The organism is Kocuria atrinae, assembly GCF_039531425.1.
Lineage (GTDB): Bacteria > Actinomycetota > Actinomycetes > Actinomycetales > Micrococcaceae > Kocuria > Kocuria atrinae.
Genome location: NZ_BAAAQA010000015.1, coordinates 309,081 through 328,300 on the forward strand (window position 1 = coordinate 309,081; position 19,220 = coordinate 328,300).

Consider the following 19,220-nt stretch of genomic DNA (forward strand, 5'->3'; position numbering starts at 1 on the left):
CATCCCTTCCAGTGAGAAAACAGGTCCTTATGAAAACGGCGCCGATACCCACAGGGCATCGGCNCCGCTCAAAGGTCTAACTCAGAGCTTATCTGCCACGTACGACACAAACTCGACCAAACGAATGGTGTAGCCCCATTCGTTGTCGTACCAGGCAATGACCTTGACCTGGTTGTCCACGACCTTGGTCAGCGGAGCGTCGAACACGGTGGAGACGTCATAGCCTTCAATGTCCTTGGAGACCAGGGCTTCCTCGGAGTACTCGATGATGCCCTTGAAGTCGCCCTCGGCGGCCTTCTTGATGGCCGCGTTGACGGACTCCACGGTGACGTCCTTCTCGACGTCCACGGTGAGGTCAACGATGGAACCGGTGGGGGTGGGAACGCGCACGGCGAAGCCGTCCAGCTTGCCCTTGAGCTCCGGGAGCACCAGTCCAACCGCTGCGGCAGCACCGGTGGTGGTGGGAACCATGTTCAGGGCAGCAGCGCGGGCGCGACGCAGGTCCTTGTGGGGAGCGTCGTGCAGACGCTGATCGCCGGTGTAAGCGTGAATGGTGGTCATCAGACCGCGCTGAATGCCGAACTCGTCGTTGATGACCTTGGCCAGCGGGGCCAGGCAGTTGGTGGTGCAGGAGGCCGCCGAAACCAGGTTCATGGTCTCGGAGTCGTAATCCTTCTCGTTGACGCCGTACACGAAGGTGCCGTCAACCTCCTTGCCCGGAGCGGACAGCACGACCTTCTTGGCGCCAGCGTCCAGGTGAGCCTGCATCTGCGGGCCCTTGGTGAACTTGCCGGTGCACTCCACCACGATGTCCACGCCGAGCTCGCCCCACGGCAGCTTGGAGGGGTCCTTCTCAGCCAGGAACTTGATTTCGTGGCCGTCGACCTTCATGACGTCGCCGTCCAGGGTGACCTTGGCGTCGATGCGGCCCATGACCGAGTCGAACTCGAACAGGTGCTTCAAGGTCTCGGGATCGGTCAGGTCGTTGACGGCCACGAGTTCAATGTTGTGTCCGTGCTGCGTCTGCAGGGCGCGAGCGAAGCTGCGTCCGATACGTCCGAAGCCGTTGATGCCAACCTTGATGGTCACTGCGATCTCCTCTTGTCATTGACAATGTCGGTATGCGGGTCCTCGCGAGACCCAATGTTGGATCGGTCACGATCGGTAAGATTCCAACATCTGTCGATTCTCGGATGATGAGAGCCGAACTGTTCTACCGCGTCTATTCTATCGAGATACCGGGGCATTTGACAGTGCATCCGTCAAAATTTGAACGCTGAGCGCGATCAATTCCCACATAAACCCACATTAACTTTCCGTTAGAAAGAGCCTGCTAGGGTCACCGCCGCTGCGAGAGACCCGCAGCCGCCGCGAACTCGCTCGTGTTCGGAACGCCGAGCTCCTCGGCACGGCGATCCGCCATGGCGAGCAGTCGACGAATGCGGCCGGCAATGGCGTCCTTGGTGAGCGGCGGATCGGACAGCCGACCGAGTTCGTCCAAGCTCGCCTGCTTATTGGCCACGCGCAGTTTGCCTGCGGCGCGCAGATGTTCCGGCGCCTCGTCACCGAGCAGTTCGAGGGCACGTTCCACCTTGGCACCCGCGGTCACTGCGGCCTGAGCCGAACGGCGCAGATTGGCGTCGTCGAAGTTCGCGAGCCGATTGGCCGTGGCGCGAACCTCCTTGCGCATGCGACGGTCCTCCCACTGCAACAGTGTCTGGTGCGCTCCCATGCGGGTGAGCAGTGCCGCGATCGTGTCACCGTCGCGCACCACTACGCGGTCGATGCCGCGTACCTGCCGTGCCTTGGCCAGCACATCCAGGCGGCGGGCGGCCCCCACGAGAGCGAGGGCGGCCTCGGGCCCCGGACACGTGAACTCCATGGCTGCGGCGCGCCCCGGTTCCGTCAGGGACCCGTGCGCAAGGAACGCACCACGCATCACGGCGGCGGCGTCCTCAACGGTGCCGTTGACCACCGCGGGCGGCAGACCACGCACCGGCCGACCGTGGGCGTCCAATAATCCGGTGCGGCGGGCCAGAGCCTCGCCGTCGCGGGCTACGCGCACGATCCACGTCCGATCCCGGCGCAGGCCGTTGCCGGACATCACACCCAATTCCGTGCCGTGTCCGTAAACCTCGTCAATGGTGCGCGCCGTGCGGCGCGCGGTGGCCTCGGTGTCGACCTCCGCCTCGATCACGATCCTGCCGCCCACGATGTGCAGGCCGCCCGCAAAACGCAGCAGGGCAGAAAGTTCTGCACCCCGGACCGAGGATTTTTTGACCTGCAGGTGCGCAAGTTCGTCTTTGACCGATGCGGTCAATGCCATGAGAGAACGTCTCCTTGTAAGTGGTCGATGAACGGGGTACCGATGTGATCCCTACTCAGCCGTCCGCCTTCATAATTTTCTGATAGGCCGCAGCCAGTTTGAAATGGTTGTGCACGGCCGAGCCGTCGTTATCGCGCAGATCCGCCCAGTGCACCTTGGCGCCCAGTTGCGCGGCGGCCATTTCCACGTCGTGCGGGGACTCGGCCGCGGTCGGATCCGCCAGCACGGCGTCCAAGCGCAGTTCGGGGGCGTAGCGTGCCAACACACGCAGGTGATCACCGGTGCTCATCCCGAGGGTCTCGGAATCGCGAGACAGGTTCAAAGTGACCAGTCGCTTGGCCGGGGACTTGCAGATTGCATCCCGCAACCCCGGGAGCAAGAGGTGGGGCAACACGGAGGTGTGCCAAGATCCGGGCCCAAGCACCACCCACGCGGCCTGGTCAATGGCCTCCACCGCTTCCGGGCACGCCTGCGCGTCATGCGGGTTGATCCGTACATTGCACACGTCCGCCTGCTTGGCCAGCAAGGACTGGCCCGTCACGGTCCGCGTGATGAGTTCCGGCGGGCACGGTTTAGTGGGATCGGAATTGGGCGCGATATCGCCTTCGATGACCAGGGGTTCCCGGGACATGGGCAGCACCTGTCCCCTGGCACCCAACAGGGCACCGGCCCAGCGAAGCCCGTCGACCGGGTCTTCCAGCAACTCCCACAGGGTGACGATCAGCAGGTTTCCCAGCGCGTGATTGTCCAGTCCCTCGTTGGGATGCTCGGCGTCGCTGAAGCGGTGCTGCATGACGTCCCGCCATGTGCGGCCCCATTGGGAATCGTCACACAGCGCGGCCAGAGCCATGCGCAGATCCCCCGGTGGGAGCACATCCATTTCGTTGCGGAGTCGACCGGACGACCCGCCGTCGTCGGCGACCGTGACCACGGCCGTAACGGCCGGGGCGAGCAGGCGCAGCGCGGAAAGGCTCGCCGAGAGCCCGTGCCCGCCGCCCAGGGCGACCACCGAATCGGCGTCGGTGAGGCCCTCGCGCGCCGCAGGGTCCAAGGAATGGTACGGGTCGACGTCGCGCCGGGTGCTCAGGGGCAACCGCGGCAACGCGCCGGTCGAAGGAAAGTTACTCATAGTGGTCCGTAGGGTCTAGGGCACCGGGTCTGCGACTACTCGCGCCCCATGTCTCGGTGTTGGATGTTGACGGTCACGCGGGGGGACTTGCTCAGTCGCTTGGCGACTTCTTCCGTGACCGCCACGGAACGGTGTTTACCTCCCGTGCAACCGATCGCGATGGTTGCGTAGTGCTTGTTCTCCGTGCGGTAGCCGGCGAACACCGGCTCCAGCATGGAGGTGAATCGATCGACGAACGTGGCCGTGCCGGCGTGACCGAACACGTAATCCCGCACCTCGGGGTCCTTGCCGGTACGCGGACGCAGGGCCGGCACCCAGTGCGGGTTGGGGATGAAACGGACGTCGGCCACGAAGTTCGCGTCAGCGGGCACGCCGTACTTGAAGCCGAAACTCATCACCGTCAGCCGCAGCACCACGGGGCCGTTGGTCGAGAACATATCGGCCACCGCGCGGGTGAGTGCGTGGACGTTGAAGGATGAGGTGTCCAGCACCGAGTCCGAGGACTCGCGCAGATCCTGGAGTAGGGAACGCTCGGCCTTGATTCCGTCCAGGATGCGACCGCCGGCCTGCAGCGGGTGCGGCCTGCGCTGGTGCTCGTAGCGGGACACCAGCACCTCGTCGGAGGCATCCAAGAACAACACCGAGAACTCCACACCCGAGTTCTCCAGCGCCGCGAGCGTTTCACGCATGTCGTTGAACAGTGCCTTGCCGCGCACGTCAATGACCACGGCCAGCTTGGGCAGGGTCTCCGGCGTACGCGCCACCAGGTCCGCCAGGGTGCTGAGCATCTGGGGTGGCAGGTTGTCCACCACGTACCAGCCCAGGTCCTCGAGCGCGTTGGCCGCTGTGGAACGACCGGCACCGGACATACCGGTGACGATCAGAAGTTCGGAGGTGGGGGGTTTAACCGGTTGCAGTTGGGGGGTGGGGGAATCCGACTCAGGAGTTGGATTACTCATGTCCGTCTGCGCCGCCTGACTGTTTGCCTGCAATGGGTCCGCTCCCAGGGTAGTCCAGTTTCAATCGAGCAACTCCCCCGTTCCCACGTCCACCGCCGCCGACTGCGCTTGCCCGCCGCCCAGCGCAGCAACCACCCGCTCGGCGAGACCCGGTCCGAATCCCTTGACCTCGGCGATCTCAGCCGCGGTTGCCGCACGCAGTTTCTTCACTGATCCGAAGTGCTTCATGAGGGCCTTGTGCTTGGCCGGGCCCAGCCCAGGGACTGCATCCAGGGTGGAGACGGTCATGGACTTGGAGCGCTTCTCGCGGTGGAACTTGATCGCAAAACGGTGAGCCTCATCGCGCACGCGCTGGAGCAGGTAAAGCCCCTCGGAAGCGCGTGGCAGGATCAGGGGAAACTCGTCGTCCGGCAGCCAGACTTCTTCGAGTCGTTTGGCCAAGCCCACCACGTACACGTCGTTGATGCCCAGATCGTCCAGGGCACGCTGCGCGGCGGCCACCTGGGGCGGTCCGCCGTCCACGATCACCAGATTCGGTGGGTAGGCGAAGACTCGGCCGTTGTCCTCTTCTGCTTGTTCGGCGGTGACCTCACCGGTGGCCACACCGCGTTCGGCAGCTTTGCGTTGCTGTTCGAGGTGGCGGGTGAAACGCCGGTGAATCACGTCGTACATGGAGGCAGTGTCGTCACGGGCTGCATCGCCGGTGATCGCGAACTTGCGGTACTCACCCTTGCGCGGCAGCCCGTCCTCGAAGACCACCATGGAGGCCACCACGTTGGTTCCCTGCACGTGGGAAATGTCGTAACACTCGATGCGCATCAAGGCATCGGGAAGGTCCAGTGCCTCCTGCAGCTGCTGCAGGGAGGCGGATCGCGTGGTCAGGTCCCCGGCGCGGCGAGACTTGTGGAGCGCCAGCGCCTGACGGGCGTTCTCGGACACGGTTTCCAACAACTGGGCCTTGTCACCGCGCTGCGGAACCGAGATTGTGACGCGGGAGCCACGGAGTTCACTCAACCAATTCTCGAGCTCCGGGGCCTGTTCCGGTTCCGTGGAGACGTACACCGTACGGGGCACCGTGTCCTGGCGGTACGCCAGTTCGGCCGTGCGCCTGTGTTTGGCCACGGTGTCCTGGCTGCCCTGTTGTGCGGTCTTCCTCCCCCGGCGCTGGGTTTGGTTCAACTCCACGGTGGCTTCTCCGTAGGCCTGCTGCAGCAGGTGTTCGACGAGCTCGCCGGTCGAGACTTCTTCGACTTTCTCGGTGATCCAGCCACGCTGACCGCGGATGCGTCCGCCGCGCACGTAGAAAACCTGCACCGCGGCCTCGAGCTCGTCCTCGGCCAGTGCGAAGAAGTCCGCATCCGTGTTGTCGGACAACACCACGGTGTTGCGTTCAAAGGCCTTTTCCAGTGCCACCACGTCGTCGCGGCGAGCCGCCGCGGTCTCGAAATCCATGCGCTCGGACGCCTCTTGCATTTGCCGCCCGAGTTCGCGGATGTAGGGCTTGGCGTGCCCGGACATGAAACGGCACAGATCCTCGGCCAGGGCCCGGTGGTCCTCACGGGAAATGGTGCCCACACAGGGGGCAGAGCACTTGTCGATGTGGGCGAGCAGGCACGGCCGCCCGGTTCGCTCGGCACGTTGGAACACGCCCTTGGTGCACGTGCGCACGGGGAAAACACGCAACAGGGCATCCAAGGTCTCCCGGATGGCCCACGCCTGGGAATACGGGCCGAAGTATCGGTTACCCGGCTTCTTGTCCCCGCGCATCACCATTGCGCGGGGCACAGCCTCCGCCATGGTGATCGCCAAGTACGGGTAGGACTTGTCGTCGCGATAGGCGATGTTGAACCGCGGTGAGAATTCCTTGATCCACGTGTATTCGAGCTGCAGCGACTCGAACTCGGATCCAACCACCGTCCATTGCACTGCGGCCGCGGTGGTGACCATGGCACGCGTCTTGGGCGAGAGCTGATGGAGCGGCGCAAAGTAGGACGACACCCGATTACGCAGGTTCTTGGCCTTGCCCACGTAGATGACACGACCGTGCTCGTCACGGAAACGGTAGACCCCGGGATTGGTGGGGATGTCCTGGCGAGCCGGCTTGTAGCTCGCCGGATCAGCCACGCTCGGAATCCTTCTCCGCGGAAGGCGACTGGTTGTAGGTGTCCTTGCGCGGTTGGCCGGACAGCTCCGCAATCGCGTCCATGACCTGGTTCGTGAGCTCCTTACGCATCCGACCGTTGTGCTTGGGGCCGGTCTTGGGAACCTGAATGGGGTCCCCCACATGGAGTTCGAAGCGCGCCGGGCGGATCACGTTGGACCCGGGCGGCTGCAACCGCTGCGTCCCCACCAGGCCCACGGGGACCACGGGAGCGCCGGTCATGTACGCCAGGTACGCAACGCCGTTGCGGCCCCGGTACAGGTAGCCATCGCGCGAACGGGTGCCTTCGGGATATATGCCAAAGATATTGCCCTGTTCCAGATGCTCGAGCGCGGGAGCCAGTGCCGCCACGGAGTCGCTCTGCTGACCGCGTTCTACCGGGATCACGTCGATCATTTCGAAGAGTTCGCGCATGACCCGCCCCTTGATTCCCGGTGTGGTCAGGTACTCAGCCTTGGCAATGAACTTGACGCGCCGGGGCATCATCACGGACAGAATCACGGAGTCGAGGAATGACAAGTGGTTGGACGCGATGATCACGGGCCCGTGGCCGGGGACCTTGTCCGTACCACTGACCACGGGTCGGCACAGGGCTTTGAACGCCGTGGTGACCGATGTTTGCAACAATCGATATTTGTCCATGGTGCGAGCTATCCCTCCCCGGAATCGTTGTACCGGTCAGTCCATGCTGCCAGCTCCGCGGCAGAACTGACCACTGCCACGCACAGTTCCGCGAGCTCGCCGGGTTGTCCGAAGCCCCAGCCCGCACCGATACAGTCCAGCCCGTGGGCGTGGGCACCCTCGGCATCGTAGCTGCGGTCACCGATCATGACCGTGCGTTGGGGATCAGGCTCGCTCACGTCCAGTCGACGCAGCGCCTCCCCAATGATCTCTGGCTTGTCGTGCAGGGCGGTGTGGCCCTTCTTGGGCTGCGCCAAGTCATCCGCTGCACCGCTGATGGTCTCGAAGTATCCGCTCAATCCGAACCGATCGACCACCTGGACGGCAATGCGTTCCGGCTTCTGAGTCGCGACCGCTTGCCGGACTCCCAGTCTCTGCAGCCTGCCCAGTTCTCGTTCGATGCCCGGGTAGGCGCGAGTTCGTTGGAGCCCTTCCGTGAGGTATCCGGCCCGGTAGACGGAGATCACCTGAGGGATCTGATCTTCCGGCACCTCGGTGAAGTGCCGCAGCGACTCTCCAATGGGCGGGCCCACGAAACGTTCCAGGTTCTCCGGAACGGGAAAGCCGCACGTCCACAGCGCGTCGGCAATGCCTTCGGTGATGGCCCCGGCCGGATCCAGGATGGTTCCGTCCAGGTCCCACAACACCACGGGAGTCTGAGGGTTCACGGGCGCCTTCTCTCGGTCATTGCGCAGTTATTACCGGATGATCTCCGGCTCAGTGCTGCGCGGCTGCTTTGCGGTCTGCCGACGTTTGGAGAACTTCGGCCAGGAACTGACCGGTGAAGCTGTCCTTGTTCTTGGCGACGTCCTCGGGAGTACCTTCGGCAACGATGGTGCCGCCACCCGAGCCGCCGTTCGGTCCGAGGTCGATGACCCAGTCCGCTGACTTCACAACGTCCAAATTGTGTTCGATGGTCATGACACTGTTGCCCTTGTCCACCAGGGATTGCAGCACCATGAGCAACTTGCGGATGTCCTCGAAGTGCAGGCCCGTGGTGGGCTCGTCCAGCACGTAAATGGTGCGCCCATTGGAACGCTTCTGCAGTTCCGCCGCCAGCTTCACACGCTGGGCCTCGCCACCGGAAAGTGTGGTCGCCGGTTGCCCCAGACGCACATAACCCAGGCCCACCTCAACCAGCGTGTTGAGATAGCGGGCGATGGCCGTGAACGGAGCGAAGAACTCGGCGGCTTCCTCGATGGGCATGTCCAGGACTTCCGCGATGTTCTTGCCCTTGTAGTGAACTTCCAGGGTCTCCCGGTTGTACCGGGCGCCCTTGCAGACCTCGCACGGAACGTAGACGTCCGGCAGGAAGTTCATCTCGATCTTCAGCGTGCCGTCACCCGAGCACGCCTCACAGCGGCCGCCCTTGACGTTGAACGAGAACCGACCCTGCTGGTAGCCGCGGATCTTGGCTTCCTGGGTGTCCGCGAACAACTTACGGATGCGATCGAACACGCCCGTGTACGTAGCGGGGTTGGAGCGCGGGGTACGGCCGATGGGGCTCTGATCCACGTGCACCACCTTGTCCAGGTGGTCCACACCGTCGATCCGCTTGTGGCGGCCCGGTACCTGCTTGGCGCCGTTGAGCTTATTGGCCAACGAGGTGTAGAGGATGTCGTTGACCAGTGTGGATTTACCCGAACCGGAAACACCGGTGACCGACACGAACACGCCCAGGGGGAAATCCACGGTGAGATTCTGCAGGTTGTTCTCGCGCGCGCCCACCACGGTCAGTTGGCGCTTCTTGTCAATCGGACGACGCCGCTCGGGCACCTCGATCGACCGGCGTCCCGACAGGTAATCCGCAGTAATGGAGTCCTTGTTCTCGAGCAGTTCCTCGTAGGTGCCGGAATGCACCACGTCGCCGCCGCTCACACCCGCGCCCGGCCCCACGTCCACGATCCAGTCGGCTTCGCGGATGGTGTCCTCGTCGTGTTCGACCACGATCAGCGTGTTACCCATGTCTCGCAACCGGGCCAGAGTTTCAATGAGCCGCCGGTTGTCACGCTGGTGCAGACCGATGGACGGTTCGTCCAACACGTACAACACACCCACCAGGCCGGCGCCGATCTGTGTGGCCAAGCGAATGCGCTGGGCCTCTCCACCGGACAGGGTGGCCGCCGCGCGTTCAAGGTTGAGGTAGTCCAGGCCAACGTCGATCAGGAATGTCAGACGAGCAACGATTTCCTTGAGCACCTGGTCACCGATCTGGGCCTCTCGGTCGGTGAGCTCCAGCGACTGGAAGAATTCCAGGGAGTCACGCATGGGCAGGTGGGTTGCCTGGGCAATGTTGAGCCCGCCCACGGTCACGCCCAGGATGGTGGGGTTCAGTCGAGCGCCGTCACACGTGGGGCACGCGATCTGCCGCATGTACTGCTCATAGCGGTCCTTCGCATGGTCCGATTCAGTTTCCTCGTGCTTGCGCTTGATGTACCCGAAGACACCCTCGAAGCCCTGGGTGTAGCGGCGTTCGCGGCCCCAGCGGTTCTTGTAGGAGACCGTGACCTTGTAGTCCTTGCCGTTGAGCACGGCCTTCTTGGCCTTACTGGACAAGTCCTTCCATGGGGTCAGCAGATCGAAACCGACCTCTTCCGCCAGGCCCGCCAGCAAACGGTTCCAGTAATCGCTGGTCGCCTTGCCCAGGGACCACGGCGCCACCGCGCCCTCGATGATGGACAGGTCCGGATCAGGGATGACCAGGTCCTCGTCAACCTCCAGACGCGAGCCGATGCCATCACAATCGGGGCAGGCGCCGAACGGTGCGTTGAAGGAGAAGGAGCGGGGCTCGATCTCGTCGGTCTGCAGCGTGTGCTCGTTGGGGCAGGCCAAATGTTCGGAGAACATCCGGCTGTTGCCGGCCCACGGCGTTTCCTCACCCTCGCGCGGGACCAGCTCGATGACCACGCGGCCCTCGGCCAGGTTCAGCGCGGTTTCCACGGAGTCAGTGAGTCGCTGGCGTGCCTCGGCCTTGACCGTGAGGCGGTCCACGACCACGTCAATGGTGTGCTTGTACTGCTTCTTGAGCTTGGGCGGATCATCCAGCTGGACGGTGTCCCCGTCCACGATGGCGCGCGAGAAGCCCTGTGTGCTCAGCTGTTGGAAGAGATCCACGAACTCGCCCTTGCGGCCCTTGACCACGGGTGCGAGCACCATGAAACGAGTGCGCTCGGGCAATTCGAGCAGTTGATCCACGATCTGCTGCGGGGTCTGCTTGGTAATGGGTTCACCACACACGGGACAGTGCGGGTGGCCGATCCGGGCCCACAGCAGACGCATGTAGTCGTAGATCTCCGTAATGGTGCCCACCGTGGAGCGGGGGTTGCGAGAGGTGGACTTCTGGTCGATCGAGACCGCCGGTGAGAGACCCTCGATGAAGTCCACGTCCGGCTTGTCCACGCGGCCCAGGAACATCCGGGCGTAGGAGGACAGCGACTCGACGTAGCGGCGCTGGCCCTCGGCGAAAATGGTGTCGAACGCGAGCGAGGACTTTCCCGAACCGGACAGTCCGGTGAACACGACCATGGAGTCGCGCGGGATGGTCAGATCCACGTTCTTGAGGTTGTGTTCACGGGCGCCCTGAACCACAATCTCGGTCAGATCGGACGCTCCGGAGGCACGCAGCTTGGGCGCGCGCTCGGACGCGACCTGCTCCGCAAGAACGGATGACGAGTGCTTTTTCACGGGGGCTTCGCGGGTTTGCTCAGACACGGCAGTCACTCTATTACTCACCTCAGACATGTAACGCTGAGCGAGGATGAATCCTCGCTCAGCGCAACGACGGACGAACTTTTATTCTCTCAGTTTTTGGGCCGGCGCTTCGAGTCGGATCGGGCCGAGCTTGCGCTGGAACCGGGGCGAGCGGCGTCGTCGACCTCTTCGGCCGGTGACCGACGCAAACCGGACGCCTGCGGGTCGATCACCGGTAGCGAACCCGTTTGCGCCGTGTGCATGCGCAAGCCGGCGGCCTCCACAGGATCCACGCGCTTGGACACCACGGACAGCTCGCCCGTTTCCGGATCGACCTCCACGATGTCCACCGTGGTGCGCAGCGGGATTTCCTTCATGAGCAGCACGCAGATGAGCGTGACCACCGAGGCGATCGCCGCGATCAGGAACAGCAGCGCGGTGCCGGAGCCGTAAGCCGAGCGCAGGGCTTCCTCGACGGCCGGCGGCAGTCCGGACATGTCGATCGAGGCGGCGTCGCCCACTTGGGACGGATCCACGTTGTGTTCGCGAGCGAAGGTCTCCATGGAACTGGTCAGGTGACGTGTGAGCACCGCACCGAACAACGAGACCGCCAGGGCGCCGCCCACGGTGCGGAAGAAAGCCACGCCGGAGGAGGCTGCACCCATGTCCTTGAGACCCACGGTGTTCTGAACCGCCAGAATGAGGTTCTGATTCAGCGTTCCCACACCCAGGCCCACCAGGCAGATGAAGATACCCACGAGCCAGACCGGGGTGGTGTGCGTCAGCGTGGCCGCGGAGAACAAGCCCGCGCCCAGGATCACGGTGCCCACGATCAGGATGCGCTTCCACTTACCGAATCGAGTGATCAGCTGACCGGCCACCATGGAACCGACGAACGAACCGATCACCTGCGGCAGCATGAGCAGACCCGACTCGGTCGGCGTGAAGCCCTGGCCCAATTGGAAGTACTGGCCCAGGTAGGTAGTGGACGCGAACATGGCCGCACCGGTCGCGATCGCGGCAATCGTCGCCAGCACGGTGGTGCGTTCGGTCATCACGTTCAGCGGCATCACGGGCTCCGGTACACGGCGCTCCACGATCACGAACAAGACGGCCGCCACGATGGTGAGGGCCACCAGGCCCACGGACTGCCACGAGCCCCAGTCGAAAATCTTGCCGGCGAATGACACCCACAGCACGAGCGAGGCCGTGCCGATGGCCAGCAAGGTCATACCGCCCAGATCGATAATGGGCTTGCGTTCCTGTTCGCGCGGCGGAATGTGCAACGTCTTGATGATCAGCCCGGCGGCCAGGATGGACAGCGGCACGGGGATCAGGAAGCACCAGCGCCAGCCGAACAGGTCCACGATCAGACCACCCAGCAGGGGGCCGAGCGACGTGGCCACGGCCATGACGGCGCCCATGTAGCCCGCGTACCGGCCGCGCTCGCGCGGCGGGATGATGGTGCCAAGAATGGTCTGGGCCAGGGCCATGAGGCCGCCCATACCAATGCCCTGGATCACGCGCGCCATCACCAACATGCTGATGGACGTGGAAAGACCCGCGGCGCCCGACCCGATCACGAAGATCAGGATCGCCAGCAACAGCAGCTTCTTCTTGTCGAAGAGATCCGCGAGCTTACCGAAAATGGGCGTGAAGATGGCGTTGGCCAACAACGTGCCCGTCACGGTCCAGGACAGTGCGGTCTGGTCACCACCGAGGTCCGCCATGATCACGGGCAGGGCGGTACCAATAATGGTCAGCGTGACCATGGCCATGAAGAAGGCCGCCAGGATCCCCGTCAGCGCCCGCAGTACATTGCGGTGCTCCTCGTCCCGGGTCTTCTTGTCCTTGCGGTCCGTGTTCCGGTCATTGCCGCGCGCAGACGAAGGGTCGACTGCTTTCATAGAACGGTGTCCTCCAGACGATGAGTCGTCTCAGTAGTAAGGGTGTGTGTGGCACGCACATCAGAATCGTCCGAGTCCTGCTGATGGTCGGAACCCTGAGGTGCGTGCGGGTTGTTCGGTTCGACCTGCGGCATGCACGTGGTCATGCGCTCCAGGCCGAGAGAGGTCAGAAAAATTTCGGTCAGCCGGTTGAGGCCCTGCCGGGTCTGTGCGGCATCGTGCTCGTTCAACGCACCCAGTCGGTCGATCAGGCGTTGCGTGTCCGCCTCCAGATGGTCCGCCACGGCTTCGCGTCCCTGCCGCGTGATGTGAACGAGTTGCGCACGGCCGTCCTCCGGGTCCGGCGCTCGCTCGATGAATCCGAGTTTCTCGAGATGACTCAGCTGACGGCTCATCACGGACGCACCCAACCCGGAATCGGCCCCGATGTCCTTGGCCCGGCGTGCGGGCACGGAAGCCAAATGACTCAACAGGCTCATCTGCACCACGGACAGTTCACGCTCCGCGGTGGACTCCTTCAGGACCCGCCGCATCACCCGTTGCAGCTCGAAGAGCTCTTGGACCAACGCTGATGCGGTCTCTTGAGAAACGCTCATGGACTCCCCCGACGTGGGCTGTGCTTGTCATCAAAGTGTGTGAGGCGAACTGCGGATCCGATTTGATACACCGGCCAGAATGTCCGAACAGTTGCTTGCAGCATGCAACTATATGACGCTCTCTGTAGGGTGTCTAACTAATAGAGCGTGGGTTCCATCACGGTGCGAGGGACACCACGTTTGAAATGCTGAGTGCACATTGGCCCCTCTCGCCGTACTGGGCCTACACTCGTGGCATGATCGCCACCCAGACCGAGGTAACCGAGCTCTCTGAGATCACCATCCGCCGCATCTCAGTGAGCGAGATGGACAACAACGTGTACCTCCTCACTTCCAAGGAACACGGCACCCAGGTGCTCATTGACGCCGCCGACGACGCCCGTGCCATTGCCGGCATGGTGGCCGCCGGTTCCACTGACTGCACCGATTGGGCAAACCTTCAGCTCATCATCACCACGCACTCCCACTGGGACCACGTGCGCGCTCTGGGCAGCGTGGCCACCCACTCCGAAGCCATGACCGCGTGCGGTGCCGCTGACGAAGACGACATCGACGTGCCCATGGATCTCACGTTCAACAACGGGGACACGGCCGAGTTGGACGGTTTCGAGCTCGACGTCATTGAGCTGCGCGGCCACACCCCCGGTTCCATTGCCCTGGTCTACCGCGACCCGCAGGGACCGGACCACATCTTCTCCGGTGACTCGCTGTTCCCCGGGGGTCTGGGCAAGACCAACTCCCCCGAGGATTTCCAGCAGCTCTACCAGGACGTCACCGAACGCATTTTCGACGAGTTCGACGATGACACCGTGGTGCATCCCGGTCACGGCAAGCCCACCACCATCGGTGCCGAGCGCCCGCACCTCGAAGAATGGAAGCAGCGCGGCTGGTGACTTCGCCCGCACGACAGCGTGACCCCGCGGCCGCCACCGCTGACCGTGCCGCCTACGTAGCGGTGCTGGTCTTCCCCGTACTGGTGCTTGCCGGTGGTGCCGCGGGATATTTCTTTGCCCCGACCGTCCAGCAGGCCTCCGGTTGGACCAACACGTTGCTGGGGCTGGTGATGTTCGGCATGGGCCTCACGCTGCGTCCCCTGGATTTCGCGTTGGTCGTCAAACGGCCCGTGCCCATCCTGGTGGGCGTGGCAGCCCAATACATGGTGATGCCGTTGCTCGCGCTGTTCGTGTGTTGGATGCTCCAACTACCACCAGAAATTGCCGCGGGCGTGATCCTGGTCGGCTGCGCTCCGGGCGGTACGTCCTCCAACGTGGTGTCTTTCCTGGCTCGCGGCGACGTGGCCGTCTCGGTCACCATGACCTCAATTTCCACGCTGTTGGCGCCGCTGTTGACTCCGCTGCTCACTTTGTGGCTCGCGGGTCAGTACATGCCCCTGGACGGCGGTTCCATGGCCATGTCGATCGTGATGATCGTGCTGATTCCCGTGGTCGCGGGAATCGTGGTGCGCTTGGTGTTGTCTGGATTGGTCGAGCGACTGCTCCCCGTCTTGCCGTGGCTGTCGGTCCTGGGGATCGCGGCGATCGTGGCCATCGTGGTCTCCGGCTCCGCCGACAAGATCATCCAGGCGGGTTTGCTGGTCCTGCTCGCGGTCGCGATCCACAACATGCTCGGCTATACGTTGGGCTACCTGATCGGCCTCTTCACGGGCCAGCCGGCTTCGGTCCGCCGGGCCACCGCCGTGGAAGTGGGCATGCAGAACTCCGGTTTGGCCGCCGGCCTGGCCGCGCAGTACATGTCCCCGCTCGCCGCCCTGCCCGGCGCCGTGTTCTCCGTCTGGCACAACTTGTCCGGCGCGGTTTTCGCGTTGCTGTGCCGCCGCGCGGATACTCGCGCCGCCGCTCGTTCAGTTTCTACCGACGACGACGCTCGCGCTGGTTCCTGATTGCCCGGTCTATGACTGTCGGCGGGTATGGATAGGCTTGCGGTGATGAAACTCCTGGACGCCCTTGCCCCCGAACTCTCCGCCCCCGGTCACCACTACCTGCGCGGGGACTTCGCCTCTAACCCGCTCAGCGACGATGAGATCTACGAGGGCTTCCTCGGGTGGATCTCATCTCGGGACATGGAGCTGTACCCCGCCCAGGACGAGGCCGTTCTGGAGGTCGCCGGGGGTTCGAACGTCATCCTGGCCACCCCCACCGGTTCCGGCAAGTCCACCGTGGCCGTGGCGGCACATTATGCCGGTCTGGCCCATGGTCAGCGGTCCTACTACACCGCCCCCATCAAGGCCCTTGTGTCGGAGAAGTTCTTCGACCTGTGCGACATCTTCGGCGCGGAGAACGTGGGCATGGTGACCGGCGACTCCTCGGTCAACCAGGACGCTCCCATCGTGTGCTGCACGGCCGAGATTCTCGCCAACGTGGCACTGCGCGAAGGCCCGGACGCGGACGTGGGCGTGGTGATCATGGACGAGTTCCATTTCTATTCAGATCCGCAGCGCGGTTGGGCGTGGCAGGCGCCGCTCATCGAACTCCCCCAGGCGCAGTTCGTGCTCATGAGTGCGACCCTCGGCGATGTCACTCGGATCGAGGAGCGACTCACGGAGGTCACCGGTCGTGACACCAAACTGGTCACCTCCGCGGACCGCCCGATCCCACTGCACTACTACTACTCCGAGCGTCCCATCCACGAGGAGCTCGAGGACCTCTTGAGCACTCACCAGGCCCCCGTGTACGTGGTCCACTTCTCCCAGCTCCAAGCCGCGGAGCAGGCCCAGAGTCTCATGTCCGTGGATGTGCTGACCAAGGAGGAGAAGCAACGAGTCTCCGAGCTCATTGCGGGCTTCCGGTTCTCGGCAGGGTTCGGCAAGACTCTCAACCGTTTGGTCCGCCATGGCATTGGCGTGCATCACGCGGGCATGTTGCCCAAGTACCGCCGGCTCGTCGAACAGCTTGCACAGACCGGCCTGCTCAAGGTCATTTGCGGCACAGACACCCTGGGTGTCGGTATCAATGTGCCTATTCGCACGGTGCTCATCACGGCATTGTCCAAATTTGACGGTGAACGTACGCGCCGCTTGAGCGCGCGTGAGTTTCACCAAATCGCAGGGCGTGCCGGCAGAGCCGGATACGATACCGCGGGCACCGTGGTGGTTCAGGCTCCCGAACATGTCATCGAAAACGAACGGGCCATGGCCAAGGCCCGCGCCAAGCACGGCGACGATCAGAAGAAGCTGCGTCAGGTCACCAAGAAGAAGCCGCCGCAGGGCTTCGTCTCCTGGAGCAACAAGACCTTCGACGCTCTGGTCGCTGCCCAGCCCGAGCAACTGACCTCCTCCTTCACCGTGACGCACTCCATGGTGCTGAATGTGCTGCAGCGGTCCGGGAACAACCTGGCTGCCGGTTATCACCTGCTCAGCAATATCGACGAGGCGCATCCCCGCAAGCGCGCCCTGCTGAAGCAGGCTCTCGCGATCCTCCGGGAGCTCATTCGGGCGGAGGTGGTTGTTCGACGACCCGAACCGGACGACACCGGCCGTCGGTACAAGGTTACGGTTGAATTGCAGGAGAACTTTGCGCTGAATCAGCCGCTGTCTCCGTTTGCACTGGCTGCTCTCACCATCCTGGACCCCGAGTCGGAAACGTACGCGCTCGACGCCGTTTCCGTCATTGAGGCGACACTCGAGAAGCCCCGGCAGGTGCTCAACCTGCAGGAGAAGAAGGTCAAGGGTGAGGCCTTGGCCATTATGAAGGCGGACGGCGTGGAGTACATCGAGCGCATGCGCGAACTCGATGAGATCACCTATCCCCAGCCCCTGCGTGAACTGCTGGAGAAGGCCTTCGAGACCTATTCCAGTTCCGCGCCGTGGGTTTCCCAATTCGAGCTCTCCCCCAAGTCCGTGGTGCGGGATATGTACGAACGCGCCATGACCTTTGGCGACTACATCCAGTTCTACGGGCTGGCTCGCTCTGAGGGCATCCTGCTGCGCTACCTCTCGGATGCCTACAAGGCACTGCGGCAGACCGTCCCCGTGGACGCCACCACGGAAACGTTGACCGACTTGATCGAGTGGCTCGGTGAAAGCATTCGCCAGACGGACAATTCCCTGCTCGACGAGTGGGAGAAATTGGCCTCCGGTGAGGAGTCCCCCATGGGCACCAGTGCCGACTCGCTCGAAGAACTCGTCGAGGAGCAGCCCGAAGGGGTTACCCGCAACACCCGGGCCTTCCGCGTCATGGTGCGCAATGCGATGTTCCAGCGTGTCGAACTGTTCGCACAGGAGAAAGAGAAAGTGCTCGGGGCCCTGGACGAGGCTGCCGGGTGGGATCGTGATCGTTGGGCGGATGCCATGGACGCGTATTTCGACGAATACGACGACATCTACACGGACGCTCAGTCCCGTGGGCCGGCGCTGATCCGCATCGATGAGAACCCGGAAGGGCTCAGCGGCTACTGGACCGTGGCACAGGTCTTCGACGATCCGGAAGGTCATCACGACTGGGGCATCAATGCCCGCGTGGACCTTGCCGCCTCCGACGAGGACGGTTTCCCGGCGATACTTGTCGACAACGTGGGCAACATCGCGGAAACGGGTCGCAGCTGACCATCATCGTCGGCAATATGCAGCTCTTAGTGCATATATGGAGAGTATGCAGTGCAAACCGCATGTAGCATGGCGGCAGACGAAACCGGCTACGAACTGACTGCGAGGATGAGGGCGTGTACGCACTGACCGTGGATCGCCGGGCCTCCCGTGAGGACCCCGAGTCACTGGCGATGCTCGAGCATCGTGACCGTTTCGCGGCCGCGTTTCCCAAAGCGCGCTTGGACTGGCAGATCAGCGCGGGCGACGAGCTTCAGGCTCTCTACGAGAACGCGGGAGACACGCTCACCGTGCTCCTTTCCCTTGCCGACGAGGGTGAGTGGCACGTGGGCCTGGGCATCGGGCCAGTGACTACTCCTCTTCCGGACAACGTCAACGAAGCCACCGGTTCCGCTTTCGTATCCGCGCGCGAGGCCGTCAGCGCCTCCAAGGAAAGTGGATATCCGGCCGTACGCGGGTCGGAGTGGGCTTCCCACGCGCAGGCCGTCCTTGCCCTCGCATGCGCCGTGCGAGAACGCCGGACGGACACAGCCCGGGAAGCAACAGATCTGGCCGAACAGGGCTACACCCAGCAGCGGATCGCCCAGGAACTGGACATCGCTCAATCCTCGGTCTCACGCAGGCTGTCTTCGGCTCTCTGGAGCCAGGAGCACTCCGTGCACCCCACGATTCTCACGTTTCTCGAACTGGCCAACGACCGCTCGGAGGACCGGTGAAGATCTCCCGTATTTTCCTGGACGCCGTCCTACCGGCAGTCCTGGTCTTGACCACCATCGTGTGGACGGCCATGGCCGGTACGGTTCCCCGTGAATGGGCCTACCCGGCGCTACTCGTGGCGGGAACGCTCTCCGGGGACCTCGTGGTGCGGTGGGTCTTCAACCTGGCCGATGTGTCCAGCGAACGCCCCTCACCCGGCCCCAATCCTTGGAGCAGCCAAGAACCGCCGGCTGAACCGGTCACTCCCCCGTTGCGAGGTGGGTTGGTCATTGGCTTCCTGGAGCGGGCGGCCACCATTACCTCACTTCTGACGGGTCACGTGGCCGGCATCGGTGTCGTGGTGGCGGTGAAAGGTCTGGCCCGCTACGGGGAATTCACCAATGCACGGCAGCGAGAGCAATTCATCATTGGCACCCTGGTCTCGCTGTTGTGGGCCGCGCTCTTCGCCGGCGCGGCGCTGTGGTGCACCACGGACCCCGGTCCCTTCGGAGCG

Annotated in this window: 15 protein-coding genes; 5 read left to right on the forward strand and 10 right to left on the reverse strand. The window is 63.6% G+C overall.

Annotated features, from left to right (window positions below; translation table 11 throughout):
• Positions 1–81: 81 nt before the first annotated feature.
• The 10 genes from gap to ABD283_RS07980 form a co-directional block, all read right to left on the reverse strand.
• Positions 82–1,089: a type I glyceraldehyde-3-phosphate dehydrogenase gene (gene gap, locus ABD283_RS07935; protein ID WP_344224436.1), complete on the reverse strand. Its 1,008-nt coding sequence runs from the start codon at positions 1,087–1,089 to the stop codon at positions 82–84.
• Between the two features lie 250 nt (positions 1,090–1,339).
• Positions 1,340–2,326 carry a DNA-binding protein WhiA gene (whiA, locus tag ABD283_RS07940; protein WP_344224437.1) on the reverse strand — a complete coding sequence of 329 codons (987 nt, stop codon included), beginning with the start codon at positions 2,324–2,326 and terminating at the stop codon, positions 1,340–1,342.
• A 55-nt stretch (positions 2,327–2,381) separates the two neighbouring features.
• A complete protein-coding gene (locus ABD283_RS07945; RefSeq protein WP_344224438.1) occupies positions 2,382–3,455 on the reverse strand; it encodes a gluconeogenesis factor YvcK family protein in 1,074 nt (357 codons plus the stop codon).
• A 35-nt stretch (positions 3,456–3,490) separates the two neighbouring features.
• Positions 3,491–4,414 (reverse strand): RNase adapter RapZ, encoded by a 924-nt coding sequence (gene rapZ / locus ABD283_RS07950; RefSeq protein WP_344224439.1) that lies wholly within the window; start codon positions 4,412–4,414, stop codon positions 3,491–3,493.
• Positions 4,415–4,474: 60 nt separating this feature from the next.
• Positions 4,475–6,538 (reverse strand): excinuclease ABC subunit UvrC, encoded by a 2,064-nt coding sequence (gene uvrC / locus ABD283_RS07955; protein WP_344224440.1) that lies wholly within the window; start codon positions 6,536–6,538, stop codon positions 4,475–4,477.
• Positions 6,531–7,217: a lysophospholipid acyltransferase family protein gene (locus ABD283_RS07960; protein WP_344224441.1), complete on the reverse strand. Its 687-nt coding sequence runs from the start codon at positions 7,215–7,217 to the stop codon at positions 6,531–6,533. Before ABD283_RS07960 ends, uvrC begins: the two co-directional genes overlap by 8 nt.
• 8 nt (positions 7,218–7,225) lie before the next feature.
• A complete protein-coding gene (locus ABD283_RS07965; protein ID WP_344224442.1) occupies positions 7,226–7,924 on the reverse strand; it encodes an HAD hydrolase-like protein in 699 nt (232 codons plus the stop codon).
• Positions 7,925–7,973: 49 nt separating this feature from the next.
• Entirely contained in the window at positions 7,974–10,976 is a 3,003-nt protein-coding gene (gene uvrA, locus ABD283_RS07970) for an excinuclease ABC subunit UvrA (RefSeq protein WP_425552816.1), read from the reverse strand.
• 80 nt (positions 10,977–11,056) lie between these two features.
• On the reverse strand, positions 11,057–12,853 hold the full coding sequence (locus ABD283_RS07975) for a DHA2 family efflux MFS transporter permease subunit (protein ID WP_344224444.1): 1,797 nt from the start codon (positions 12,851–12,853) through the stop codon (positions 11,057–11,059).
• Positions 12,850–13,449, reverse strand: coding sequence for a MarR family winged helix-turn-helix transcriptional regulator (locus tag ABD283_RS07980; protein ID WP_344224445.1), 600 nt, complete (start codon positions 13,447–13,449; stop codon positions 12,850–12,852). Before ABD283_RS07980 ends, ABD283_RS07975 begins: the two co-directional genes overlap by 4 nt.
• A gap of 236 nt (positions 13,450–13,685) precedes the next feature.
• Here ABD283_RS07980 and ABD283_RS07985 point away from each other — a divergent pair, with 236 nt between their 5' ends.
• The 5 genes from ABD283_RS07985 to ABD283_RS08005 form a co-directional block, all read left to right on the forward strand.
• Positions 13,686–14,342: an MBL fold metallo-hydrolase gene (locus ABD283_RS07985; RefSeq protein WP_344224446.1), complete on the forward strand. Its 657-nt coding sequence runs from the start codon at positions 13,686–13,688 to the stop codon at positions 14,340–14,342.
• On the forward strand, positions 14,339–15,349 hold the full coding sequence (locus tag ABD283_RS07990) for a bile acid:sodium symporter family protein (protein ID WP_425552817.1): 1,011 nt from the start codon (positions 14,339–14,341) through the stop codon (positions 15,347–15,349). The genes ABD283_RS07985 and ABD283_RS07990 overlap by 4 nt, the downstream gene beginning before the upstream one ends.
• Before the next feature lie 45 nt (positions 15,350–15,394).
• On the forward strand, positions 15,395–18,010 hold the full coding sequence (locus ABD283_RS07995) for a DEAD/DEAH box helicase (RefSeq protein WP_344224447.1): 2,616 nt from the start codon (positions 15,395–15,397) through the stop codon (positions 18,008–18,010).
• Between the two features lie 116 nt (positions 18,011–18,126).
• Positions 18,127–18,726 (forward strand): transcriptional regulator, encoded by a 600-nt coding sequence (locus ABD283_RS08000; protein ID WP_344224448.1) that lies wholly within the window; start codon positions 18,127–18,129, stop codon positions 18,724–18,726.
• Positions 18,723–19,220: hypothetical protein (locus tag ABD283_RS08005; protein WP_344224449.1), on the forward strand; the 498-nt coding region annotated here is incomplete at its 3' end. The genes ABD283_RS08000 and ABD283_RS08005, both read left to right, overlap by 4 nt.